Origin of the sequence: Oceaniserpentilla sp. 4NH20-0058, from assembly GCF_040371755.1 — a bacterium.
Taxonomy (GTDB): Bacteria; Pseudomonadota; Gammaproteobacteria; order Pseudomonadales; family Oceanobacteraceae; genus Bermanella.
The window spans coordinates 118,976-138,084 of record NZ_BAABWE010000003.1; the positions used below are offsets into that span (position 1 = coordinate 118,976).

Annotated in this window: 21 protein-coding genes; 11 read left to right on the forward strand and 10 right to left on the reverse strand. The window is 41.1% G+C overall.

What is annotated here, in order from left to right:
• Positions 1 to 13 precede the first annotated feature (13 nt).
• From ccmE to ccmA, 5 genes are read right to left on the reverse strand one after another with little or no spacing between them, the layout of a single operon-like run.
• Complete coding sequence (gene ccmE / locus ABWV45_RS05775) at positions 14 to 475, reverse strand: cytochrome c maturation protein CcmE (RefSeq protein WP_353349613.1); 462 nt, start codon at positions 473 to 475, stop codon at positions 14 to 16.
• Positions 475 to 648 (reverse strand): heme exporter protein CcmD, encoded by a 174-nt coding sequence (gene ccmD / locus ABWV45_RS05780; RefSeq protein WP_353349615.1) that lies wholly within the window; start codon positions 646 to 648, stop codon positions 475 to 477. The genes ccmE and ccmD overlap by 1 nt, the downstream gene beginning before the upstream one ends.
• Positions 648 to 1,406 (reverse strand): heme ABC transporter permease, encoded by a 759-nt coding sequence (locus tag ABWV45_RS05785; protein ID WP_353349617.1) that lies wholly within the window; start codon positions 1,404 to 1,406, stop codon positions 648 to 650. Before ABWV45_RS05785 ends, ccmD begins: the two co-directional genes overlap by 1 nt.
• A 27-nt stretch (positions 1,407 to 1,433) precedes the next feature.
• A complete protein-coding gene (ccmB, locus tag ABWV45_RS05790) occupies positions 1,434 to 2,111 on the reverse strand; it encodes a heme exporter protein CcmB (RefSeq protein WP_353349619.1) in 678 nt (225 codons plus the stop codon).
• The gene (gene ccmA, locus ABWV45_RS05795) at positions 2,111 to 2,776 is read right to left on the reverse strand and encodes a cytochrome c biogenesis heme-transporting ATPase CcmA (protein ID WP_353349621.1); all 666 of its coding nucleotides are present in this window, start codon (positions 2,774 to 2,776) and stop codon (positions 2,111 to 2,113) included. The genes ccmB and ccmA overlap by 1 nt, the downstream gene beginning before the upstream one ends.
• A gap of 162 nt (positions 2,777 to 2,938) precedes the next feature.
• On the opposite strand from ccmA, the gene ABWV45_RS05800 reads away from it, so the two are divergent.
• The gene (locus tag ABWV45_RS05800; RefSeq protein ID WP_353349623.1) at positions 2,939 to 4,747 is read left to right on the forward strand and encodes a hypothetical protein; all 1,809 of its coding nucleotides are present in this window, start codon (positions 2,939 to 2,941) and stop codon (positions 4,745 to 4,747) included.
• A 13-nt stretch (positions 4,748 to 4,760) separates the two neighbouring features.
• Positions 4,761 to 5,054, forward strand: coding sequence for an EscU/YscU/HrcU family type III secretion system export apparatus switch protein (locus ABWV45_RS05805; RefSeq protein ID WP_353349625.1), 294 nt, complete (start codon positions 4,761 to 4,763; stop codon positions 5,052 to 5,054).
• Between the two features lie 105 nt (positions 5,055 to 5,159).
• Here ABWV45_RS05805 and ABWV45_RS05810 read toward each other — a convergent pair whose 3' ends face one another.
• The gene (locus ABWV45_RS05810) at positions 5,160 to 5,453 is read right to left on the reverse strand and encodes an acylphosphatase (protein ID WP_353349627.1); all 294 of its coding nucleotides are present in this window, start codon (positions 5,451 to 5,453) and stop codon (positions 5,160 to 5,162) included.
• A 315-nt stretch (positions 5,454 to 5,768) separates the two neighbouring features.
• Here ABWV45_RS05810 and hemN point away from each other — a divergent pair, with 315 nt between their 5' ends.
• The 6 genes from hemN (at position 5,769) to ABWV45_RS05840 (ending at position 11,728) form a co-directional block, all read left to right on the forward strand.
• Positions 5,769 to 7,160 carry an oxygen-independent coproporphyrinogen III oxidase gene (gene hemN, locus ABWV45_RS05815; RefSeq protein WP_353349629.1) on the forward strand — a complete coding sequence of 464 codons (1,392 nt, stop codon included), beginning with the start codon at positions 5,769 to 5,771 and terminating at the stop codon, positions 7,158 to 7,160.
• A gap of 22 nt (positions 7,161 to 7,182) precedes the next feature.
• The gene (locus ABWV45_RS05820; RefSeq protein ID WP_353349631.1) at positions 7,183 to 7,800 is read left to right on the forward strand and encodes a hypothetical protein; all 618 of its coding nucleotides are present in this window, start codon (positions 7,183 to 7,185) and stop codon (positions 7,798 to 7,800) included.
• 13 nt (positions 7,801 to 7,813) lie between these two features.
• Positions 7,814 to 8,545 carry an oxygen-binding di-iron domain-containing protein gene (locus ABWV45_RS05825; protein ID WP_353349633.1) on the forward strand — a complete coding sequence of 244 codons (732 nt, stop codon included), beginning with the start codon at positions 7,814 to 7,816 and terminating at the stop codon, positions 8,543 to 8,545.
• Positions 8,546 to 8,797: 252 nt separating this feature from the next.
• Positions 8,798 to 9,904: a ferredoxin reductase gene (locus tag ABWV45_RS05830; protein ID WP_353349635.1), complete on the forward strand. Its 1,107-nt coding sequence runs from the start codon at positions 8,798 to 8,800 to the stop codon at positions 9,902 to 9,904.
• Positions 9,905 to 9,916: 12 nt separating this feature from the next.
• The gene (locus ABWV45_RS05835) at positions 9,917 to 11,056 is read left to right on the forward strand and encodes a fatty acid desaturase family protein (protein ID WP_353349637.1); all 1,140 of its coding nucleotides are present in this window, start codon (positions 9,917 to 9,919) and stop codon (positions 11,054 to 11,056) included.
• Positions 11,057 to 11,242: 186 nt separating this feature from the next.
• Positions 11,243 to 11,728: an AAA family ATPase gene (locus ABWV45_RS05840; RefSeq protein WP_353349639.1), complete on the forward strand. Its 486-nt coding sequence runs from the start codon at positions 11,243 to 11,245 to the stop codon at positions 11,726 to 11,728.
• Between the two features lie 49 nt (positions 11,729 to 11,777).
• Here ABWV45_RS05840 and fghA read toward each other — a convergent pair whose 3' ends face one another.
• Together fghA and ABWV45_RS05850 are read right to left on the reverse strand one after the other, a co-directional pair.
• Positions 11,778 to 12,644 carry an S-formylglutathione hydrolase gene (fghA, locus tag ABWV45_RS05845; protein ID WP_353349641.1) on the reverse strand — a complete coding sequence of 289 codons (867 nt, stop codon included), beginning with the start codon at positions 12,642 to 12,644 and terminating at the stop codon, positions 11,778 to 11,780.
• 59 nt (positions 12,645 to 12,703) lie between these two features.
• Positions 12,704 to 13,834, reverse strand: coding sequence for an S-(hydroxymethyl)glutathione dehydrogenase/class III alcohol dehydrogenase (locus ABWV45_RS05850; protein ID WP_353349643.1), 1,131 nt, complete (start codon positions 13,832 to 13,834; stop codon positions 12,704 to 12,706).
• Positions 13,835 to 13,980: 146 nt separating this feature from the next.
• Here ABWV45_RS05850 and ABWV45_RS05855 point away from each other — a divergent pair, with 146 nt between their 5' ends.
• Positions 13,981 to 14,877, forward strand: a complete 897-nt coding sequence (locus ABWV45_RS05855) for a LysR family transcriptional regulator (protein ID WP_353349645.1) — start codon at positions 13,981 to 13,983, stop codon at positions 14,875 to 14,877.
• Here ABWV45_RS05855 and ABWV45_RS05860 read toward each other — a convergent pair.
• The gene (locus ABWV45_RS05860; protein WP_353349647.1) at positions 14,866 to 15,822 is read right to left on the reverse strand and encodes an RluA family pseudouridine synthase; all 957 of its coding nucleotides are present in this window, start codon (positions 15,820 to 15,822) and stop codon (positions 14,866 to 14,868) included. The two genes, ABWV45_RS05855 and ABWV45_RS05860, sit on opposite strands and share 12 nt — an antisense overlap.
• A 327-nt stretch (positions 15,823 to 16,149) precedes the next feature.
• On the opposite strand from ABWV45_RS05860, the gene ABWV45_RS05865 reads away from it, so the two are divergent.
• Together ABWV45_RS05865 and ABWV45_RS05870 are read left to right on the forward strand one after the other, a co-directional pair.
• Complete coding sequence (locus tag ABWV45_RS05865) at positions 16,150 to 16,338, forward strand: (2Fe-2S)-binding protein (protein ID WP_353349649.1); 189 nt, start codon at positions 16,150 to 16,152, stop codon at positions 16,336 to 16,338.
• A 117-nt stretch (positions 16,339 to 16,455) separates the two neighbouring features.
• Positions 16,456 to 17,196 (forward strand): spermidine synthase, encoded by a 741-nt coding sequence (locus tag ABWV45_RS05870; protein WP_353349651.1) that lies wholly within the window; start codon positions 16,456 to 16,458, stop codon positions 17,194 to 17,196.
• Here the strand turns inward: ABWV45_RS05870 and ABWV45_RS05875 are convergent.
• The gene (locus ABWV45_RS05875; RefSeq protein WP_353349653.1) at positions 17,160 to 18,968 is read right to left on the reverse strand and encodes a S1 family peptidase; all 1,809 of its coding nucleotides are present in this window, start codon (positions 18,966 to 18,968) and stop codon (positions 17,160 to 17,162) included. The two genes, ABWV45_RS05870 and ABWV45_RS05875, sit on opposite strands and share 37 nt — an antisense overlap.
• Positions 18,969 to 19,109 lie beyond the last annotated feature (141 nt).

Consider the following 19,109-nt stretch of genomic DNA (forward strand, 5'->3'; position numbering starts at 1 on the left):
TTCCTTATTATATTTAGTAACGTGCGCTTTTCACGTCGTCTTGCCCTTGGTTATGGGCTTTTTCAAGCGCATCCGCCACTTCAGGAGGCATGTAATTTTCATCGTGTTTGGCTAACACTTCAGATGCGATAAAGATTGTGTTTTGATCTAACTGACCAAGGGCGACTATCCCCTGCCCCTCGCGGAATAAATCCGGCAGAATACCTTCATATTCAATCGTAACAATGTCTTTGCCGTCGGTTACGTCAAAACGGACTTTTAAGCCATCACCACCACGTTTAACTGATCCTTCAACCACCATACCACCAGCACGAATAGTCCTATTTACTGGTGCCTCACCCGCCGCTATTTGCTGCGGCGTATAAAATAGATTGATGTTCTCTTTAAGGGCCACCAGCATCAAGCCAACAGCCAAGGCAATACCTGCCACCATAAATAGAATAATAAAAAGTTTTTGCTTACGTTGAGGGTGCATTACTTCTGTTCCCGGCGCATTTGGCGCTCAATATCTTTAATTACTTTTTTACGAGCCAATACTGGACTGATGAAATTCTGAGCAACTATCACAGCAGCAATGCCATAACTAACCCAAACAAACAGACCATGACCACCCATTTGAACAAATTCTGAGAAGCTATCAAAAAACATCAGTGCTTAGCTCCCGTGTTAAGAAGGCTTTTAACCCATTTAGTTCGACGCTCACGCCATAAAATTTCATTTTGTGTGCGTGCAATGACCCAAACGGCAAACCAACAATAGAAACCAATAATGGTTAAAACCAATGGAATAAACATTTCAGGGGCCATTGTTGGTTTTTTAGTCAAGGTGATAGTGGCTGGCTGATGCAACGTGTTCCACCATTCAACGCTGTACTTAATAATCGGAATATTAATGCTACCAACCACAGATAAAATAGCCGCAGCCTTATTGGCCATATCTTCGTTTTCAATGGCGTTATAAATAGCAATTACACCCATGTATAAAAACAATAAAATCAACATTGAGGTTAGGCGTGCATCCCACACCCACCATGTACCCCACGTAGGTTTACCCCATACCGCTCCAGTAACCAGTGCAATAATGGCAAGGCTAGCACCAATAGGGGCAATGGATTTACCCACTACAAATGACATTTTCATTTTCCAAACCAGCCCTACTAATCCAGCAACCGCCATCATAATGTAGGCACTTTGACTTAAAAGCGCTGCTGGCACATGGATGTAGATAATTCGGAAGCTATTGCCTTGTAAATAATCAGCAGGGGCAAACGCCAACCCCCAAATAACACCCACAAGCATCAATGCAGAACCAATCCATAAAAACCATGGAGACCAGCGGCTAGTTAATTCATAAAACCACTTAGGAGAGCCTAACTGGTGATAGAGTCTTTTAATGGCAGACCACATATAAAAAACCTTAATCAATCAATACGGTTATCGCGCAATGGATATTTTTAATGCTGCAGCGCTTGCCCAAGGGGAAATCACCAACATTAATGCTAAATATGAGCCTAAAAACGCCAAGTGGCCCAAATAACTATTTCCATCAACCCCAGCTTGTACAGAACTGGCTGCAAAAATTAATACGGGAATATACAGGGGTAATATTAATAATGGCATCAACATTCCCCCTTTTTTTAAGCCAACGGTTAAACCCGCGCCAATTGACCCTAATAAACTTAATGTGGGAGTGCCCAATAATAGGCTTAACATAAGTGGTGCATAACCGCCTTCAGGCAGTGCCAACATGATACCCAAAATTGGCGCGACCAAAGTCAATGGCACCCCAGAAACCAACCAGTGAAGAGAGGTTTTCACCATTACCAACAAAACAGATGGCTGTGGCTGCAATAAGGTTTGCTCTAAGCTGCCGTCTTCATAATCGCTTTTGAACATCAAATCTAATGACAATAACGTGGCCAATAATGCACCAACCCAAATAATACCGGCAGCAATTAAACCTAGAAACTTAGGATCAGGGGTAACCGCTAACGGAAACAAGCTTGCCACCATTAAAAAGAACATTAATGGATTAAGCAGCTCCCCTCGATTACGAAAAGCAATGAGGAAATCACGTTTAAATATGGCTTTTAATGAAACAGAGGCACTCATCAAATAGCCTCCTGTTGAATAGATTGGGTACTTCCTAAAATAAGCTCTGTTACTTTGACCGCCAGTTGATGATGCGTCGTTAAAACCACCAACCCGCCCTGTTGAGCATGCTCAATGATGCGCTGCTCTAATTGCTCAACCCCTGAAATATCAATAGCTGTAAATGGCTCGTCTAAAACCCAAATACGCTTAGGCTGTAAATATAAACGGGCTAACGCGACTCTACGCTGCTGCCCTGCAGATAAGCCATGGGCTAAAACATCTTCAAAACCTGTTAACCCTACTTTTTCCAAGGCATTAATTATTTCTTTTTGTGAGGACTCAGGGCACAACCAATTCAAGTTTTCCTCGGGAGTCAAGCTGGTTTTAATCCCCACTTGATGGCCAAGATACAAAAGTTCATTACGAAATTCATAGCGAACCTGTGACATAGGTAGAGATTGATACAACACATCCCCTTCATAGGAGGCGCTTAACCCTAGCAAGATGCGTATTAAACTACTTTTGCCAGAACCATTTGGGCCAGCCAAACGAACAATTTCACCACCATTCCAATCAAATGACAGATTTTCAAACAACACACGATCATCTCGCTCGCAGTATAAATTGCGTCCGCTTAACAATGGCCCCTCAGTTGCGGCAAGTTGTTCGGTGGATTGCGTCACAAAGTCTCCCGTGTGTGTATCTGCCCAGTGTCTATACTGAACTTAATATCCTGTATATTTTGCCGATACCATAAACATTCATGCATTGTATGGTTTCGCGCGCGGCATTATATACAAAATGACGCCCATTTACGGCAGATTCGTCAAATATTAATGAGATTTATGAAGCTACCTAATAACTCCTCCTTATCTTCTGCTACACAGCATGCCCAAGGAGGATTAAATACCACAGCCACATCGGAAGCTTCTGCCAGCGCTTTGCACCCCAAACTGCCTGAGCGCATTCAAGCACTGGTGAATACATGGGCAAAAGTGCAATCCCATCAGTTATTACCGCCCCAGCAAAATCAACAGGTTTTATCGCAATTATCTGCACTTATTGCGCAGCCAAGCCCAATTAATAATCAAGGGACTGGCATCAGCGAAAAGCTCAACCTAGAACACATAACTGCTAGTTTAAATAAATCTGAAAGCTTCACTCAAACCACCCAGTTGGCCTTAGTGAAATTGCTTAGTACTCAAGGGCAAATCAGTATACTTTCCACACAAAAGGTAAAGCCCGGTGATAATGTATTAATTTCGCAAACTCCATCAGGGCAATTATCTTTAACCTTGAAAGCCTCACAAACGAGTCTCTCAAAATACCTTCATCAATTTTTGCCTGGGCATATTACCTCAAAACCCATCCCGCTTATTGATAACCATCAAGCTGGCCCTAGTTCTCCATCACTTAACCCAATAATAAGCAAGCCCATTAATCCAATTTTGAACTCTCAAAATATTCCAACCGCTCCATCTATAAAAGTCGCGATTGAATCATCAGGGCAGAACTTAGAACAAAAGCTTCAAACGCTACTTAGTACATTAGGTAATGGTCAAGTCGCCAGCACCCCAGCCACGCAATCACCCAAGCAGGCATTACTAGACTCTACGGTATCGGTACAAAATCGTTTTAACCAAGTGGAGCAACAAATTCAAAAATGGGTTCATAACTTTCAGCAAAAATTCACCATAGATTCGCCATCTCCCACAGTCGCACCAAACACACTCACAACGACTTCAAACCTCATCTCAGGCAATGTCAATCAAACCAGTACTCAAACATTGCAGGAGCAGGTTCAAAAAGGGCTAAATCAATTGTTAGCTCACGCACCTAGCAATGATGCAAAACCCACCATTGAAAACCTATTTCATAATATTCAGTCTGATCAGAAAAACTGGTTATCCAGTAATCAACAAACCTTGATACAGCAATTAACTCAGTCATTTAAGGCACACGGGGATCAGTTCATACCTAATTGGTCAAATCAATTATCGCAAAGCGCAAACATTAAAACCTTTAATGATTTAACCCACTGGTTTAACCTTTTAATCAACCCAAAAAGCACCACAACAAGCAGTGAAACCTTACTTATAAAAACCGGTGTCAGCGTTCAAGCTCAGTTAAATCAAACCCTTGCTTTACTTGCAAATAGCTTAGAGAAAAGTGAAAACAACACAGAGCAAATACTGATACGACAATTACTTAATTTGTCACAAAACATCATGAAGACCAGTCATGACCAAATTTTAAATCGTAACTGGATGAATACACCTGAATTACAGTCTTTTCAGCTTTCTCTTCCTTATTTACATCAACATCAAATTAATTGGTGTGAGCTAGAATTCAAAGGTCATACTCAAACTGAGCAAGAACAGCAAAAATCAAAAAGTTGGCATATTATTTTGCGATTTGCTCAAGACACTGACCAAGCCTTTGCCATTGAAAGCAAAATGATTCAAGAAAAATTAGATATCACACTATGGGCAAGCCACATTAACCAACTCAAATGCTTGCATCAAGAAATTCCAACATTAAAAGAAAAGCTCACCAAGGCAGGGTTTAAACTTGAAAGTATACAAAGCAAACATGGCTCTCCTACACCTTTAAATACACCGATTCAACAATCACTAATAGACGTACATACATAAGATAGGTAAAGCAATGGGTGATATTCCAAAACACGAGATAGAACAAGCATTAGCGTTATTCTATGATGGTGAGCAGGCCCCAATCATAACACAAAGACGCTTTGGTAATGCCGCACAAGAACTAATAGATTTAGCCAATGAAGCTGGGATTCCTATTTATGAAAACCCAGAGCTATTAGAGCAATTAGCAGCATTAAGCATTGGTGATAATATCCCCCCTGAACTATACCGTTTAGTGGCAGAAATTCTCGCGTTTGCTTTTTATGTTCAAGGCAAGACACCTAATACTTATAATGATGCTAATTAAAAACTTTATTCAACCACCAGCATATGTGCCGGGACCATGAAGAGACGTTATTTTTTATTACTTTAAAGTGCGCAATCAAATTAACAGGTAATAAACGCGGGGAAGTTAGCGCATAACCTCAAACTGAGCCATATTTTCATCCACTTGCGCCAACTTGCATTCTATACCGCTCACTTTAGCTAATATCGGGCCTTTTTCGCACCACGTTAGTAACGAATCCAATCCAGAAACAGGGCCTTGGGCATGAACTTCTACTCGTCCATCGTCCAGATTTTTCACCCAGCCTTTTAAGCCAAATGCTTGCGCTTTTTTTGCGGTAGATGCGCGATAGTACACCCCTTGTACTTTACCAGAAATAAACAAGTGGTACGCCTGTATCTGATCCTGTTGCGTTTGCACGTCCTGCCCTCCTAACAGCTTTACAAAATATATGCTCAAACAAACTACGTGGTCAATGCCCTATGAGTTGCCAATCCCCCCTGTTTTACTTAAAACAAATAGGTTTGGATCATTCGATGATAAATATAATGGATTGAAGCCATCAGGTATTGACCGGATTAATCACACATTAGGTTGTATCGTTAACGTACGGTGCTTTTTTACCGGTTAAATATTTAAAATAGATCAAATCAACACAAGCTTGACTTAAAACAAGCTCACAAATTGGCAGTTTGTTAATATTCTCGCATCTTAAAAGACAATTTTCGGTCCACCATGACACACACCTTACTCCCCAACATCCAGTGGGATATTGACCTTATTAAGCGTTACGATAAATCAGGCCCAAGGTACACCTCATACCCCACTGCGGTGCAATTTAATGGTGGCTTCGATACTCGTCACTATCAAGCGGCTCGTGACGCCAGCAACCATGGCCCGATGTCTTTATATGTTCACATCCCATTTTGTGCCCATGTTTGCTACTACTGCGCCTGTAACAAGATCATCACCAAACGTAAAGAAAAAGCCCAGCCATACCTAGATGCCTTATACAAAGAAATGGCCTTACGCAGTGATGGCTATGATAAAAACCGACCTATCGAACAATTACACTGGGGCGGTGGCACACCGACTTTTATCAGCCACGAGCAAATGACAGAGCTTATGACTGAAATGGGTAAACACTTTAATTTGCTCGACACTGAAGACCGTGATTACTCTATCGAAATAGACCCAAGAGAACTTCAACCAGACACCTTAGCCCATCTAAAATCCATTGGGTTTAATCGGGTCAGCCTAGGCGTTCAGGATTTTGATGAAAAAGTACAAAAAGCAGTAAACCGCGTACAGCCTCTTGAAATGACACGCAACACCTTAGAAGAGGCACGCCGACTGGGCTTTAAATCCATCAACATTGACTTAATTTATGGCCTGCCGTTCCAAACAAGAGAAAGTTTTGCTCAAACATTAAAAACAGTACTGGAATTAGACCCTGATCGTTTATCCGTTTTTAATTATGCTCACCTGCCTGAACGCTTCATGCCACAGCGCAGAATCAATGAAGCAGACTTACCATCCGGCGAACAAAAACTAGGTATGCTAGAAGACAGTATTCGAATATTAACCGACGCTGGTTACCACTATGTAGGCATGGATCACTTTGCTAAACCTGACGACAGCTTAGCCCAAGCACAAATACAAGGTAAACTACACCGTAACTTCCAAGGCTATACCACCCATGAAGAGTGCGATTTAGTCGCTCTAGGGGTATCCTCAATTAGCCAAATTGGTGATGCTTACTTCCAAAACAGCGCCGACATTGACGAATACATGAACAGCATTACTGACGCCACCCTACCAATTAAACGCGGCGTTATCCTTACTGAAGAAGATGACCTGCGTAGGGCCGTAATCAAGCAATTAATATGTCACTTTAATTTGGACTTCAAAGATATTGAATCACGCTTCAAAATTCAGTTTAAGCAGCATTTTAAAGAGGAACTTCACAGCTTAACCCCCTACATTGAAGACGGATTAATTAGCCTAAATGAAGACTCAATACAGGTAACAGACAAAGGGGGTTTACTGATTCGTAACATATGCATGGCATTTGATGAATATATATCTCACCCTGAGCATAAGGTCAGCTATAGTAAAGTAATATAAGTTTCCTTACTTAGGGGGATCTATGCTGGCAGATGCCACCCATATTGCTTCACAAACCGCTGCCGCAGCAACTATTTCAGGGCATTTATACCGCGCTAGCGTTATTGCTAAACGTATGGCGCTAGCGGCTAAAAACTCACGCGCCATGGTACTTAGAGCTGGCGCTCGAGCTGCGGGCCTTAAAGTCATCAGTGATTATTTTGATGAACTTGCCAATAAAACCATTAACTTATCCAACATTATTAACCTCTGCGCCATCAGCATCTCTCAGAACTCCGTTAAGCAATGGCGGACACACTCATTTTTATCTCGTATCGAAAAATGCAGTTCACGTATTGAGCAAGCCCATAAAGCCAAACAATTAGAATTCGCATCCCATGAAGGGGAAGCAAACATGGAGCAGCTAAGCTTAAATTTACATCAGCAGTTAGCTTCATTAAATGATCAACTAGCTGATATTAGACAATATATGCAATCCAGCAGCGTAGTCGCCGTCACTTTTCGTCTTGAAGCTACCCAAACAGGTGAATTTCAGCCACTACTTGAGCACATGGCCAATACCATAGATGGCTTAAGTAACGACATAAAACAGCATATAACCTTCAGCCAAAATCAATTGGCCCAATTCAAAATGAGTTAAAAAAGGAAATAGCATGGATGCACTAAAACTCTATGATAACGGCCATCAATGGTATGTCTTTGGCCGGGACCCTGAAAAACCTGAAAAAATAATCGACACCAACCAATTTATGGTAGTTGACGGTGATCGCAGTATATTACTTGACCCAGGTGGCATAGAGGTGTTTTCAACCATGCTGGCCTCTGTTCTAAAGTACGTAGATATAGAACAAATAACCGACTTATTTGCTAGTCACCAAGACCCAGATATCATTTCATCCCTTGGAATGTGGGACCAAGTACTTCCTAACGCAAAGCTACATGCATCTTGGCTGTGGGAGGGGTTCATTCGCCACTTTGGCATGGACAATGTTGCCTACAGTTCAATCGAGGATAACGGCGGGCGCATGACCCTCAATAATATAGAGCTAGAGTTCATTCCCGCCCATTACCTACATAGCTCAGGTAATTTTCATGTCTATGACGCAAAATCAAAAATACTATTTAGTGGGGATATTGGCGCAGCACTTGAGCCACCAGGTTCTGCCCTTTTTGTTGAAGATTTCGACAGCCATATAAGTAAAATGCGCTACTTTCATGAGCGCTGGATGCCTTCAGATGAAGCCAAACATCACTGGCTTAAACGCGTTCGGAAACTCGATATAGAAATCATGGCTCCACAGCATGGTCGACTATTCAAAGGTGACGACGTACAAAAATTCTTTGACTGGTTTGAACAATTACACGTCGGCATCGCCATTGACTAACCTTCTTAGCTAAACATCTGGCTGCACATCGCAGCCGACCTAATAAACGCCGCTAAACCAAACTTTCATAACCGAGCCACTAAATAACGGTATAAATATGTATTATTTGTTTAATCAAATAGTCATAAAATGAACATTTGTTACTGTTATTACTACTAAAAGCCCCGAAATTACGGGTTTTAATGATCTACATACTTTACCTAGCCATAATTTGAGCATACACTTGTTCACTCAAATTATGTGGAGATTTACATGACATCCTCGACATTGGGAAAGGCTTGGCAATGGGTCATGAACAGCCTAACCAACCACAATACATTAGCCGATTACCTCGAGCCGCTTATTAATGGTGTGGTTCCTGGTTGGCGCGCAGACCGTTTACGCAGCTACGTAACCCACGTGCGTAACGAAAATGCAGATATGTACAGCCTTGTTATTAAGCCAAATAAAAAATGGAAAGGCTTTGAAGCTGGGCAATATATTGAACTAACTGTTGAAAAAAACGGCGCTTGGATGAGCCGCTACTTTAGTATTTCATCAAGTCCTGAATATTTCCAAATAACAGGGCTCATTGAATTAAGTATCCGCATACAAGAGCAAGGTCGAATTACACCTTGGCTACCAAATGCACTTAAAGCCAACGGTATTGTGAATATTTCTCAAGCCATGGGTGAGTTTACTTTAAACCCAGAGCACCAAAACATTTGCATGATTGCAGGTGGTAGCGGTATCACCCCTTTTCGTTCGATGCTTCAACAACTAAATTTGCAAAGTGCACAAAGCAATCAAAACATCACTTTAATGTATTACGCTCGAAGCGATCAGCATTTTTTATTTGAAGATGAGTTCAAACAAGTATCAAATTTGAACCCACTCATACAATTAAATCTAATGAACAGTGAGTACGATGGCAATATTAATCAGAGCCATTTAGACGTATTTGTAAAACCAGAAAGCGATACGCATTTCTACATTTGCGGCCCGAGTCCAATGATTGTACTTACTCGCAAGCTATTACAAGAAGCCAATATTAATAGCGACCATATTCATTACGAGTTTTTTGGCCCCGAACCATTGTCACTAGATATACAAAGTGAAGGTGCCGCCATTTTATTTGAACGCTCAAACAAACAAATTGAAAGCGATGCAGATGAAACCAGCACGTTATTAGAAATTGCGGAACAAAATAACTTAAACCCTGTTAGCGGCTGCCGTATGGGTGTATGCCACCAATGCATATGCCAAAAGAAAAGCGGCGTGGTTTACAATACAAAAACACAAACATACAGCGATACCGGCGCGCAAGAGATTCAACTATGCATAAGCGTTCCCGTAAACGATGTTGTATTAGACTTATAAAAGGCAAAACATATGAATATGCAAGCCACTGAGCTTAACAAGCAGGATTCTCAAAAGTGGGCCTCTCGCCCAGATGATGAAACGCTTAATCATTTTGCACAAGACTTAAACGAGCTACGCGAACGCACCATGGAAAAAGTGGGTTCAGATGATGCCAAATACATTCGCAATGTTATCCGTGTACAGCGTTTAAGTGAAATTGCAGGTCGAATTCTAATTGTCCTTGGGTTCCTACACCCTGCCTATTGGATACTTGGTGTATTAGCATTAGCAACCGCCAAAATCCTAGATAATATGGAGATTGGTCATAATGTTATGCATGGACAATACGACTGGATGAACGACCCAAACATCAACAGCCGTAATTTTGAGTGGGACAACGCAGGTGACAGTGGCTCATGGAAGCGCTACCACAACTACGATCACCACACATATACCAATATCATAGGCAAAGACCGTGACTTTGGTTATGGGCTATTACGTTTAAGTGATGACACTCGCTGGAAACCTAAAAATGTATGGCAATTTTTTGTATATATCGCCCTATGCTTAAACTTCCAATGGGGTGTGGCATACCATGAACTGGCTGGCGAACGAGTATTCTTCAAAAAGTCTCGTAAAGCGAGCAAGTTACCTGTCACTCGCGAGCAGCTTAAATTTGCATTCTTTAATAAAGCCGCACGCCAATTATTTAAAGACTACATCTTTTGGCCCCTTGTGTGCTTCCCTGTGTTCCTTCAAGTATTCCTAGGTAATCTAGTGGCCAACTTATTACGAGACATATGGACAAATACCATTATCTTTTGTGGCCACTTTACTGACGGCATTCACACATTTAAAGAGTCGCAATGTAAAAACGAAACCCAAGGACAATGGTTTTATCGTCAAATTTTAGGCTCTTCCAACCTTGAAGGTAGCCGCTTATTTCATATTATGACTGGACACTTAAGCTGTCAGGTTGAACATCATTTATTCCCTGATGTACCTGCTAAGCACTACCCACAAATGGCAGAAGAAGTAAGAGCCATTTGTGCAAAATATAAAGTGCCATATAACAGTGCAGGATTCTTTAAACAGTATTTTTCTGTTGTTAAGCGTATTGTTAAATACAGCTTTCCAACCAAAAAATCCTCTCGTTTAGCCAGCGCGTAATGCAAGAAGCCCAACCACTGGTTGGGCTTCTTTCGTATAACCATACAAAAACCGATAAATTCAACTTAGCCCTACCCATAAAACCTAATTTCCCGCTTTTTTTCCATAAACCATTGAAGCCAATTCAGAAAAGAGACAATATAAGCTAAGTCTAAACACGACCAGCTTCCTTAATAAGGAGATTACATGAAACGAATCGTGATTTTTGGCAATTCAGGGTCCGGTAAATCCACATTTGCTCACCATCTAAGTGAGAAACACAAAATTCCTCACCTTGATTTAGATACCCTTGCTTGGCTACCAACTGAGCCCCCTACTCGACAACCATTAAAAATAGCGCAGCAAACCGTTAACACCTTTATCCAACAGAACACCGATTGGGTGATTGAAGGTTGCTATGGCGATCTGATCGAACATTTATTCCCAAGCTGCAATGAGATCTATTTTTTAAATTTACCAATTGATCTGTGCATAGAAAACGCAAAACAGCGTCCTTGGGAACCTCATAAGTATGAAAGCCAAGCCCTGCAAGACCAGAATTTACCCATGTTATTAGAATGGATCAAACAATACACAACCCGCCAAGATACATTCTCACTTCAATTCCACAAACAACTATTTGATAAATTCCGTGGAACTAAACACAAATTTGTTTCACAAATTAATTTTTAAAAACGGTTCGACAAGCACACAGATAGTTAACACAGAGCTAAAAAGCAACTTATAAAGTTGCTTTTGTATTCTCTAAATATTGATGGTGAAATTTCAAATGCTCACTTATGAAACTACTAATAAAATAGTAACTATGATCATAACCTGCTTGTATACGTAAGGTTAATGGGTAGCTACTCAACTCTGCTGCCGCTTGTAGGGCTTCAGGTTTTAGTTGCTTTTCTAAGAAATCATCCGCATCCCCTTGATCTACTAGCATAGGTAATTGCTTAGCATCTGCGCTGAATTTCATTAGCTCACAGCTATCATATTCACGCCAGTCTTGTTTATTATCACCAAGATAGCCGTAAAAAGCTTTTTGCCCCCATGGGCAATTGATTGGATTTGAAATTGGACTAAACGCCGATGCTGAGGTGTATCGATCTGGATTTTTAAGCGCTACAGTTAACGCGCCATGACCACCCATAGAGTGCCCACTAATTGCTCTTTGATTCGTAACCGGAAAATTTTCTTCAATGATTTTTGGTAATTCATTCACCACATAATCATACATATTATAATGCTGATTAAACGGAGCTTGAGTGGCGTTCAGATAAAATCCCGCCCCTAATCCAAAGTCATAACTGCCTTCTGGGTCATCCGCCACCCCTTCGCCACGCGGACTTGTATCTGGTGCAACAATGGCAATGCCCAACTTTGCTGCGGTTTCAAATGCTCCTGCTTTCTGCATGAAATTTTCATCGGTACAGGTCAAACCCGATAACCAATACAGTACAGGTACTTTTTCGCCCGATACTGTTTGCGGTGGTAAAAAAATCGCAAAGCGCATGGTGCAGTTATTACTAACAGACTGATGACTATATTGTTTATGCCAACCACCAAAACTCTTTGCACTACTGATAATGTCTAAACTCATATTCACAACCCTATCAACATTAATATAGCCTAGTGAAACCACTAGGCTCTTTTGTCCGTTTATTTGTTGTAATGAATTACTGAACGGATACTTTTTCCCTCATGCATTAAATCAAATGCATGATTAATCCCCTCAAGACCCATTGTATGAGTAATAAAGTCGTTTAGTTTAAATTCGCCTGCTAAATATTTTTCAACAATACCTGGTAGCTCACTACGTCCTTTTACACCACCAAATGCACTGCCACGCCACACTCGCCCTGTCACTAACTGAAATGGTCGTGTTGAAATTTCTTTACCTGCTCCAGCAACGCCAATAATCACAGACTCACCCCAGCCTTTATGGCAGCACTCAAGGGCTGAGCGCATTACGTCAACATTGCCAATACATTCAAACGAAAAGTCCACGCCACCGTCTGTCATTTCCACAATCACATCTTGAATGGGCTTATCGAAGTTTTTAGGGTTAATGCAGTCAGATGCTCCAAGCTGTTTTGCTAGCTCGAACTTACTTTCATTAATATCAATCCCAATAATGCGTGATGCCCCTGCCATGGTCGCGCCGATAATGGCAGATAAACCAATACCGCCTAAGCCGAAAATGGCCACAGTATCTCCTGCTTGAACTTTTGCCGTGTTCATAACCGCACCCATGCCTGTGGTTACACCACAGCCCAAAAGACATACTTCTTCCAACGGGGCTTCTTTATTGACCTTGGCTAATGAAATTTCAGGTAGCACAGTGTATTCAGAAAACGTGGATGTCCCCATATAGTGATAAATAGGCTCTCCGTCTTTATAAAAGCGAGTGGTGCCATCAGGCATTAAACCCTTGCCCTGCGTCTCACGAATTTGCTGACACAAGTTAGTTTTGCCAGACTTACAAAATTTGCACTCACCACATTCAGGGGTATAAAGCGGTATGACATGATCGCCCACTGCTACACTGGTTACGCCTTCGCCCAATGCCTCAACTATGCCACCACCCTCATGACCCAATATGGCAGGAAACACCCCTTCTGGGTCTTCACCAGATAAGGTGTAAGCATCCGTATGGCATACGCCCGTGGCAATGATTTTAACTAACACCTCACCCTTACGAGGCATCATTACATCCACTTCTTCAATACTCAGTGGTTGTTTAGGACCCCATGCTATGGCGGCTTTGGATTTAATAAATTGATCAGTCATGACTTTGCCCTGTTAAATAAGTGTGATGATTTGTGCACAACGTAAAATACACACATCTATGATTAACGAATATCCATTGTAATTACTTCTAATATAAAGATAATCAGCTTAATAATTAAAATACTTTTACATATAGGTAATAATAAGTGTCAACTTGGGAAGGTATCTCAGAGTTTGTCTATGTGGCTGAACTGGCCAGCTTCACTCATGCCGCGCAAAAACTTGGGGTTTCAGTGGCCCAAGTAAGTCGGCTAGTGTCAGACTTAGAGACACGGCTTGCTACTAAACTACTGTATCGAACAACCCGCAAAGTTTCCCTCACTGCCGAAGGTGAAATCTACTATCAACATTGTCGCCAATTATTAAGCGGCCTAGAAGACGCCGAGCGTGCGCTAAGTAATTTAAAAAGCAGCCCGCAAGGCACAATTAAGCTAACTGCCCCAGTTATGTATGGCGAAAAGTATATAATGCCATTGGTGCATGATTTTATGCTCAAGCATAAAGAAGTGGATGTGATTGCTGACCTCACCAATCAGCAGTTGGATTTAATTAACGGCGGCTACGATTTAGCTATTCGCCTTGGTAAACTGAAAGACTCCAGCATGATGGCAAAACCATTGAGCCGTCGCCGATATATTGTATGTGCCTCCCCCGCTTATCTTGCACACCATGGCACACCTCACTCATTAACTGAGTTAACCCAACACAATTGCTTAGCGGGCCAACACACATTTTGGCGCTTTGAAAATAATAACAAAGAAAAAACCAATAAAATCAGCGGCACAATAACCTGCAATAGTGGATATGGTTTAGTAGATGCAGCCTTGAAGGGAATTGGCATTGTGCAATTGCCCAATTACTATGTGGACCAGTATTTGAACTCAGGAGAGTTAATTGAGGTTTTAGGGCAGTTTCAAATTCCTCAGGAATCCATTTGGGCCGTGTACCCTCACAACCGCCATTTATCAGCAAAGGTCAGACAACTAGTCACATATCTACAATTGAAGCTCGAAGATCCAACTCATAACCACTTAAGCACTTAAGCCATGCATCATACAAAATGCCAACCATTGCTTTGAATAATCCGTATCTCGAATAACAATTGGCTCGCCGCCTTGGTGCCAAATATTGTTCAAATGCACTGTATAGGCATGCAGCATATGATGATCAGTAGGCCAAGCATGCAAGTCCTCTTGAGTAAGTGCATCATCCAACCGCTTTAAATAAAATTCACCACCTTGGCTGTATATTTTGTCTCCAACAATTGGGTGGCCAAGCTGAGATAAGTGCGCTCGAATCTGATGTTTTCGGCCCGTCAATAACTCACACTCTACAATTGAGTAGCCATTATGAGAGCTTATGACGTTAAACAGGGTTTCACTCAATTTTCCCTCACCTTCTTTTACTGGATGCATTTGGCAACGTATCGCACTGTCTTTGCGTGTATTGAGATAACTTTGGTGATGAAGGTTCTGCCAGCTAGGTTCCCCATGAACTATGGCATGATAGATCTTTCGTATCATTAAACTGGAAAGTGTCGGTTGAAAGCGCTTAGCTTGAGTATTGTCCTTTGCAATCAATATGACCCCTGAGGTTTCTAGGTCTAACCGATGGAGCAAATGGGCATCTGGCCAACTGCTTTCCCTGCGTAGCAACTGTATCAACGTATTGTAAACATTACGTGTAGTTCGACTCACAGGTAAATTGGCCGGTTTATGAACTGCGGCTATTTCATCATTTTCCCAAAGAAGCCGCCAACGAGTATCAACTGGAGCCTCTTCATAATTAGGAACGGTGTATGACACCACATCCTCTAACTTGAGAAGCTGATCATCAAACACAACACCACTATTAATCTTGATTCCACCACTCACTAAAAGTGAGCGACACTGGTTAGGCTGTAAATAAGGAATACATAAAGGTAAGCATTCTAATAAGGTTAAGCCTTGCTGAGTTTGATTGACAGTGAATTGAAAATTAGCGTCCAAAGAAGCAACCTGATACAGATAAAACCAGCATCATAAAACATAATTACTCTTACTTCAGTGGTATTTTAGCTTGCACTTTTCTGCACCACAAAGCTGTGCAACTCACAAAGGTCGCCAAAAATTCATTACCCCAAAGTTTTACTGTTACCTTAATAATCGCCTACTTTTCATCGAATTTGGCGACAATTAGATCAACTCTTGTTCATACCCCCTATTGATTCAACTTGAGGGTTCATAAATATTACCTTTTTGCCACTAACGCTATTGATAATCCATCTCATTTGCACTACTATTAGGTCAATAGCTACTTTAAATGAGTATTTCACCATGTACGTGTGTCTTTGCAAGGGAATAACAGATTCGCAAGTTCAGTCCGCTATCGAAAACGGAGCTGACTATAAATCCCTACGTGATGAGCTTGGAATTGCTATGGATTGTGGTCAATGCGGAAATACATGCAAAGAAATGCTTAAACAGAAGCAAGAATGCGCATTTTATGAGGCGAGAGTCGCTTAGCCAAATTCAGATTACTTCTCAGGCTTTTCCCTCATAAACCACCGTATATCGCTAGACTCCCCTTCTTTTGACCCACATAATTCATACCTCTATATATTTAGGTGTGGTATCGGCCTTTTGAAAAAATCAATATTTCGAACAACAGACCCATGGGGACCGCTTGAGGTGCTTGATGACGGGGCTAAACGCTTCCTTACCTTTGGGAATGACCACGAACAAAGTTGCCAAATTAAAGCCCAGCCCCATATACCCCAACATGAATATAACCGCGCAATTATGGTATGCCTATTATTCAGTCAACCTAAACGGGTATGCATAATGGGATTAGGCGGTGGTACCTCTGTGTTGGCTTTTTTAAACGCCTGCCCTAACAGTGATGTTTATGCAGTTGAGCTCAGGCAAGAAGTCATCCGTGTGGCACAAAAGTATTTCCAACTGCCTAAACATGAAGCCAGATTAACCATTACTAACCAAGATGCCTTAGATTTCGTGCAGCAAGAAAACGAACCCTTTGATATCTTAACTGGTGATCTATATCACCATCATGGCATCGACGAAATATTGCTACAAAAGCAATTCTTGAAAAACTGTGCGAATAACCTAAGTGACTCTGGCTGGTTGGTTTTAAATTATTGGTTAGACCATGATTTAAACCAAAACGTTTTACAACAGTTGCATGAAGATTTTGAGTGCATATATGCATGTAATAGCGGAGGTGGGAATCTCATATTAATAGCTGGAAAAAAACAGCCTATTGAAGACTACTTAAATCCAAGCGTCATAAAACCACTGGCAAAAAAATTAGGATTCTCTTTAAATTACTACATAAAGCGGTTAACGCTTTTGAATTTATCATAAAAAACAAACAGCATAATGAAAACCCACATAAAGCCAAAGCTGCCCGCACCATTTGATTCATCACCTAGTAATTGACTGGTTGTGTTATTACTCGATATTTGTCCATTGCTGAAAATAGCATCCGTATTTGTTCGACTCACATAGGTAAATTCACTGTCTTCATAATCAATATTTTCACATACAGCATCCACACCACTTTGAGGCATTGGGTCATCCAAACTGGCTATATCATCTGTATTGTAATACCCGCTTGCACTGGAGCAACTAGATTCATTAAAGCGATCCGTACACACTTTTAAATCATCCAAAAAAGCAGCACCGCCACCAGATTGATAAAAAATAAACATAGTATGATTTAACCCTGGATCTAATTCGACAGTGTAGGTTGTCCAGTTTGTGGCCGTAACCGTTTTTTCACTTTTCTCATTAATGAATACCTTTAAGTAACCAAAATTAGCATCGTCGAGTTTTGCTGTGAATTTCAGGTACAAAGGAGTTTCATCGACTGAACCATTTAAATAACTTAACAACACCGAACGCGTCCCAGATAATTGATTACTTGATTTCATCACCGAGCCTAGTTCTAAATCCTCTACCTCTGTCCAAGGTTTACTATGTTCTGTGTTTTGTGAAGTTCCACTATAGAATTCCCATTGTGTATCCAATGCCTGAGCATCTATCCGGCTTAAAACTTTGGCATTTAAATCCGCAGACACTGCATTATGAGTTAACGATAACGATAATTCTGCTAAGTGTTCGCCACCCCAAAGTCCATCTGCATTCACAACAAATGAGCATTCTTTGCTGCCCGGCAATTCACCATTCAATAGCCAATTATTTGGATCAATAGAAAAATAATCATTTGAAATATATTTTTGATTAATGGTTTGGCTACTTTCAGACAGATTCTGTAAGGTAAATGTTTGCGCCTTACTGCGATCTTTTCCTAAAAAACCAATACGTCCTGAGCCAAATAATGATACTCCTGCTCGTCTGGTGTCGATCCAATCTGACATAGCAGACACTTCAGAATATACGCCATAATAACCGGCTTCTGCACAACCACTGCCCCAGCTCACTAGCCCAGTTAACGCCCATTCATTCTGCGCCCTAACTAAAATCGGCCCTCCAGAATCCCCTTGGCATGAATCTTTTCCACCACTAATTTCCCCTGCACAAAAGCTTCTATCCCAATAATGGTCAATACCATTAACTGAATACGTCGCATCACATATTTGATCCGCTTGAAAGCTCACTTCAACTTCTTTCAATTGTCGCGATGTACTACCTAATTCTGTTACGCCCCAACCTAGGATTCTTAATTGCTCATTTTGTTTAAGGTCTAGCGTAGCCTCACGGCTTAGGATATTAATAGGCGTTTTGCCTGAGCTTTGATCTAGCTTAATAATGGCAAGATCACTGTAAAATAAACGATCGTTGTAATCAGGATGAATAATGAACCACTCTGCCCCTCTCGCTTCTCCTGAGGCGAGGTTGGATAAATTCTCTAGTCCGATATATAACGTTAAATCATCCGCTTCTTTATCATCTAAACAATGGGCGGCGGTTAAAACCCAATCTTTACCAATGAGCACTCCACCGCAAAAGTGGTACCCCCTTTGAATGGAAACCATCCAAGGATAATTTTCTGTGTTATCAACACCACCTATTATCTTCGATTGGTTAGTGTCAGAGATAACACTGGTAGACCAAGAATAAGGAGCCGTCAAAAAAATCAGGCAATAAAACAGCCTAATTAACATCATTTTCATAGCCAAAACCTTGCTGCTAAATAGATTCCATCTCTAAAATTCGAGTTGGTTTAATCAGTATAGAAGTGGGTTTTGAAATCTGCCGTATGAAAATCTGATCTATAAAAGCCTTACTAAATAGCCATTGGCGAATTTCGATGA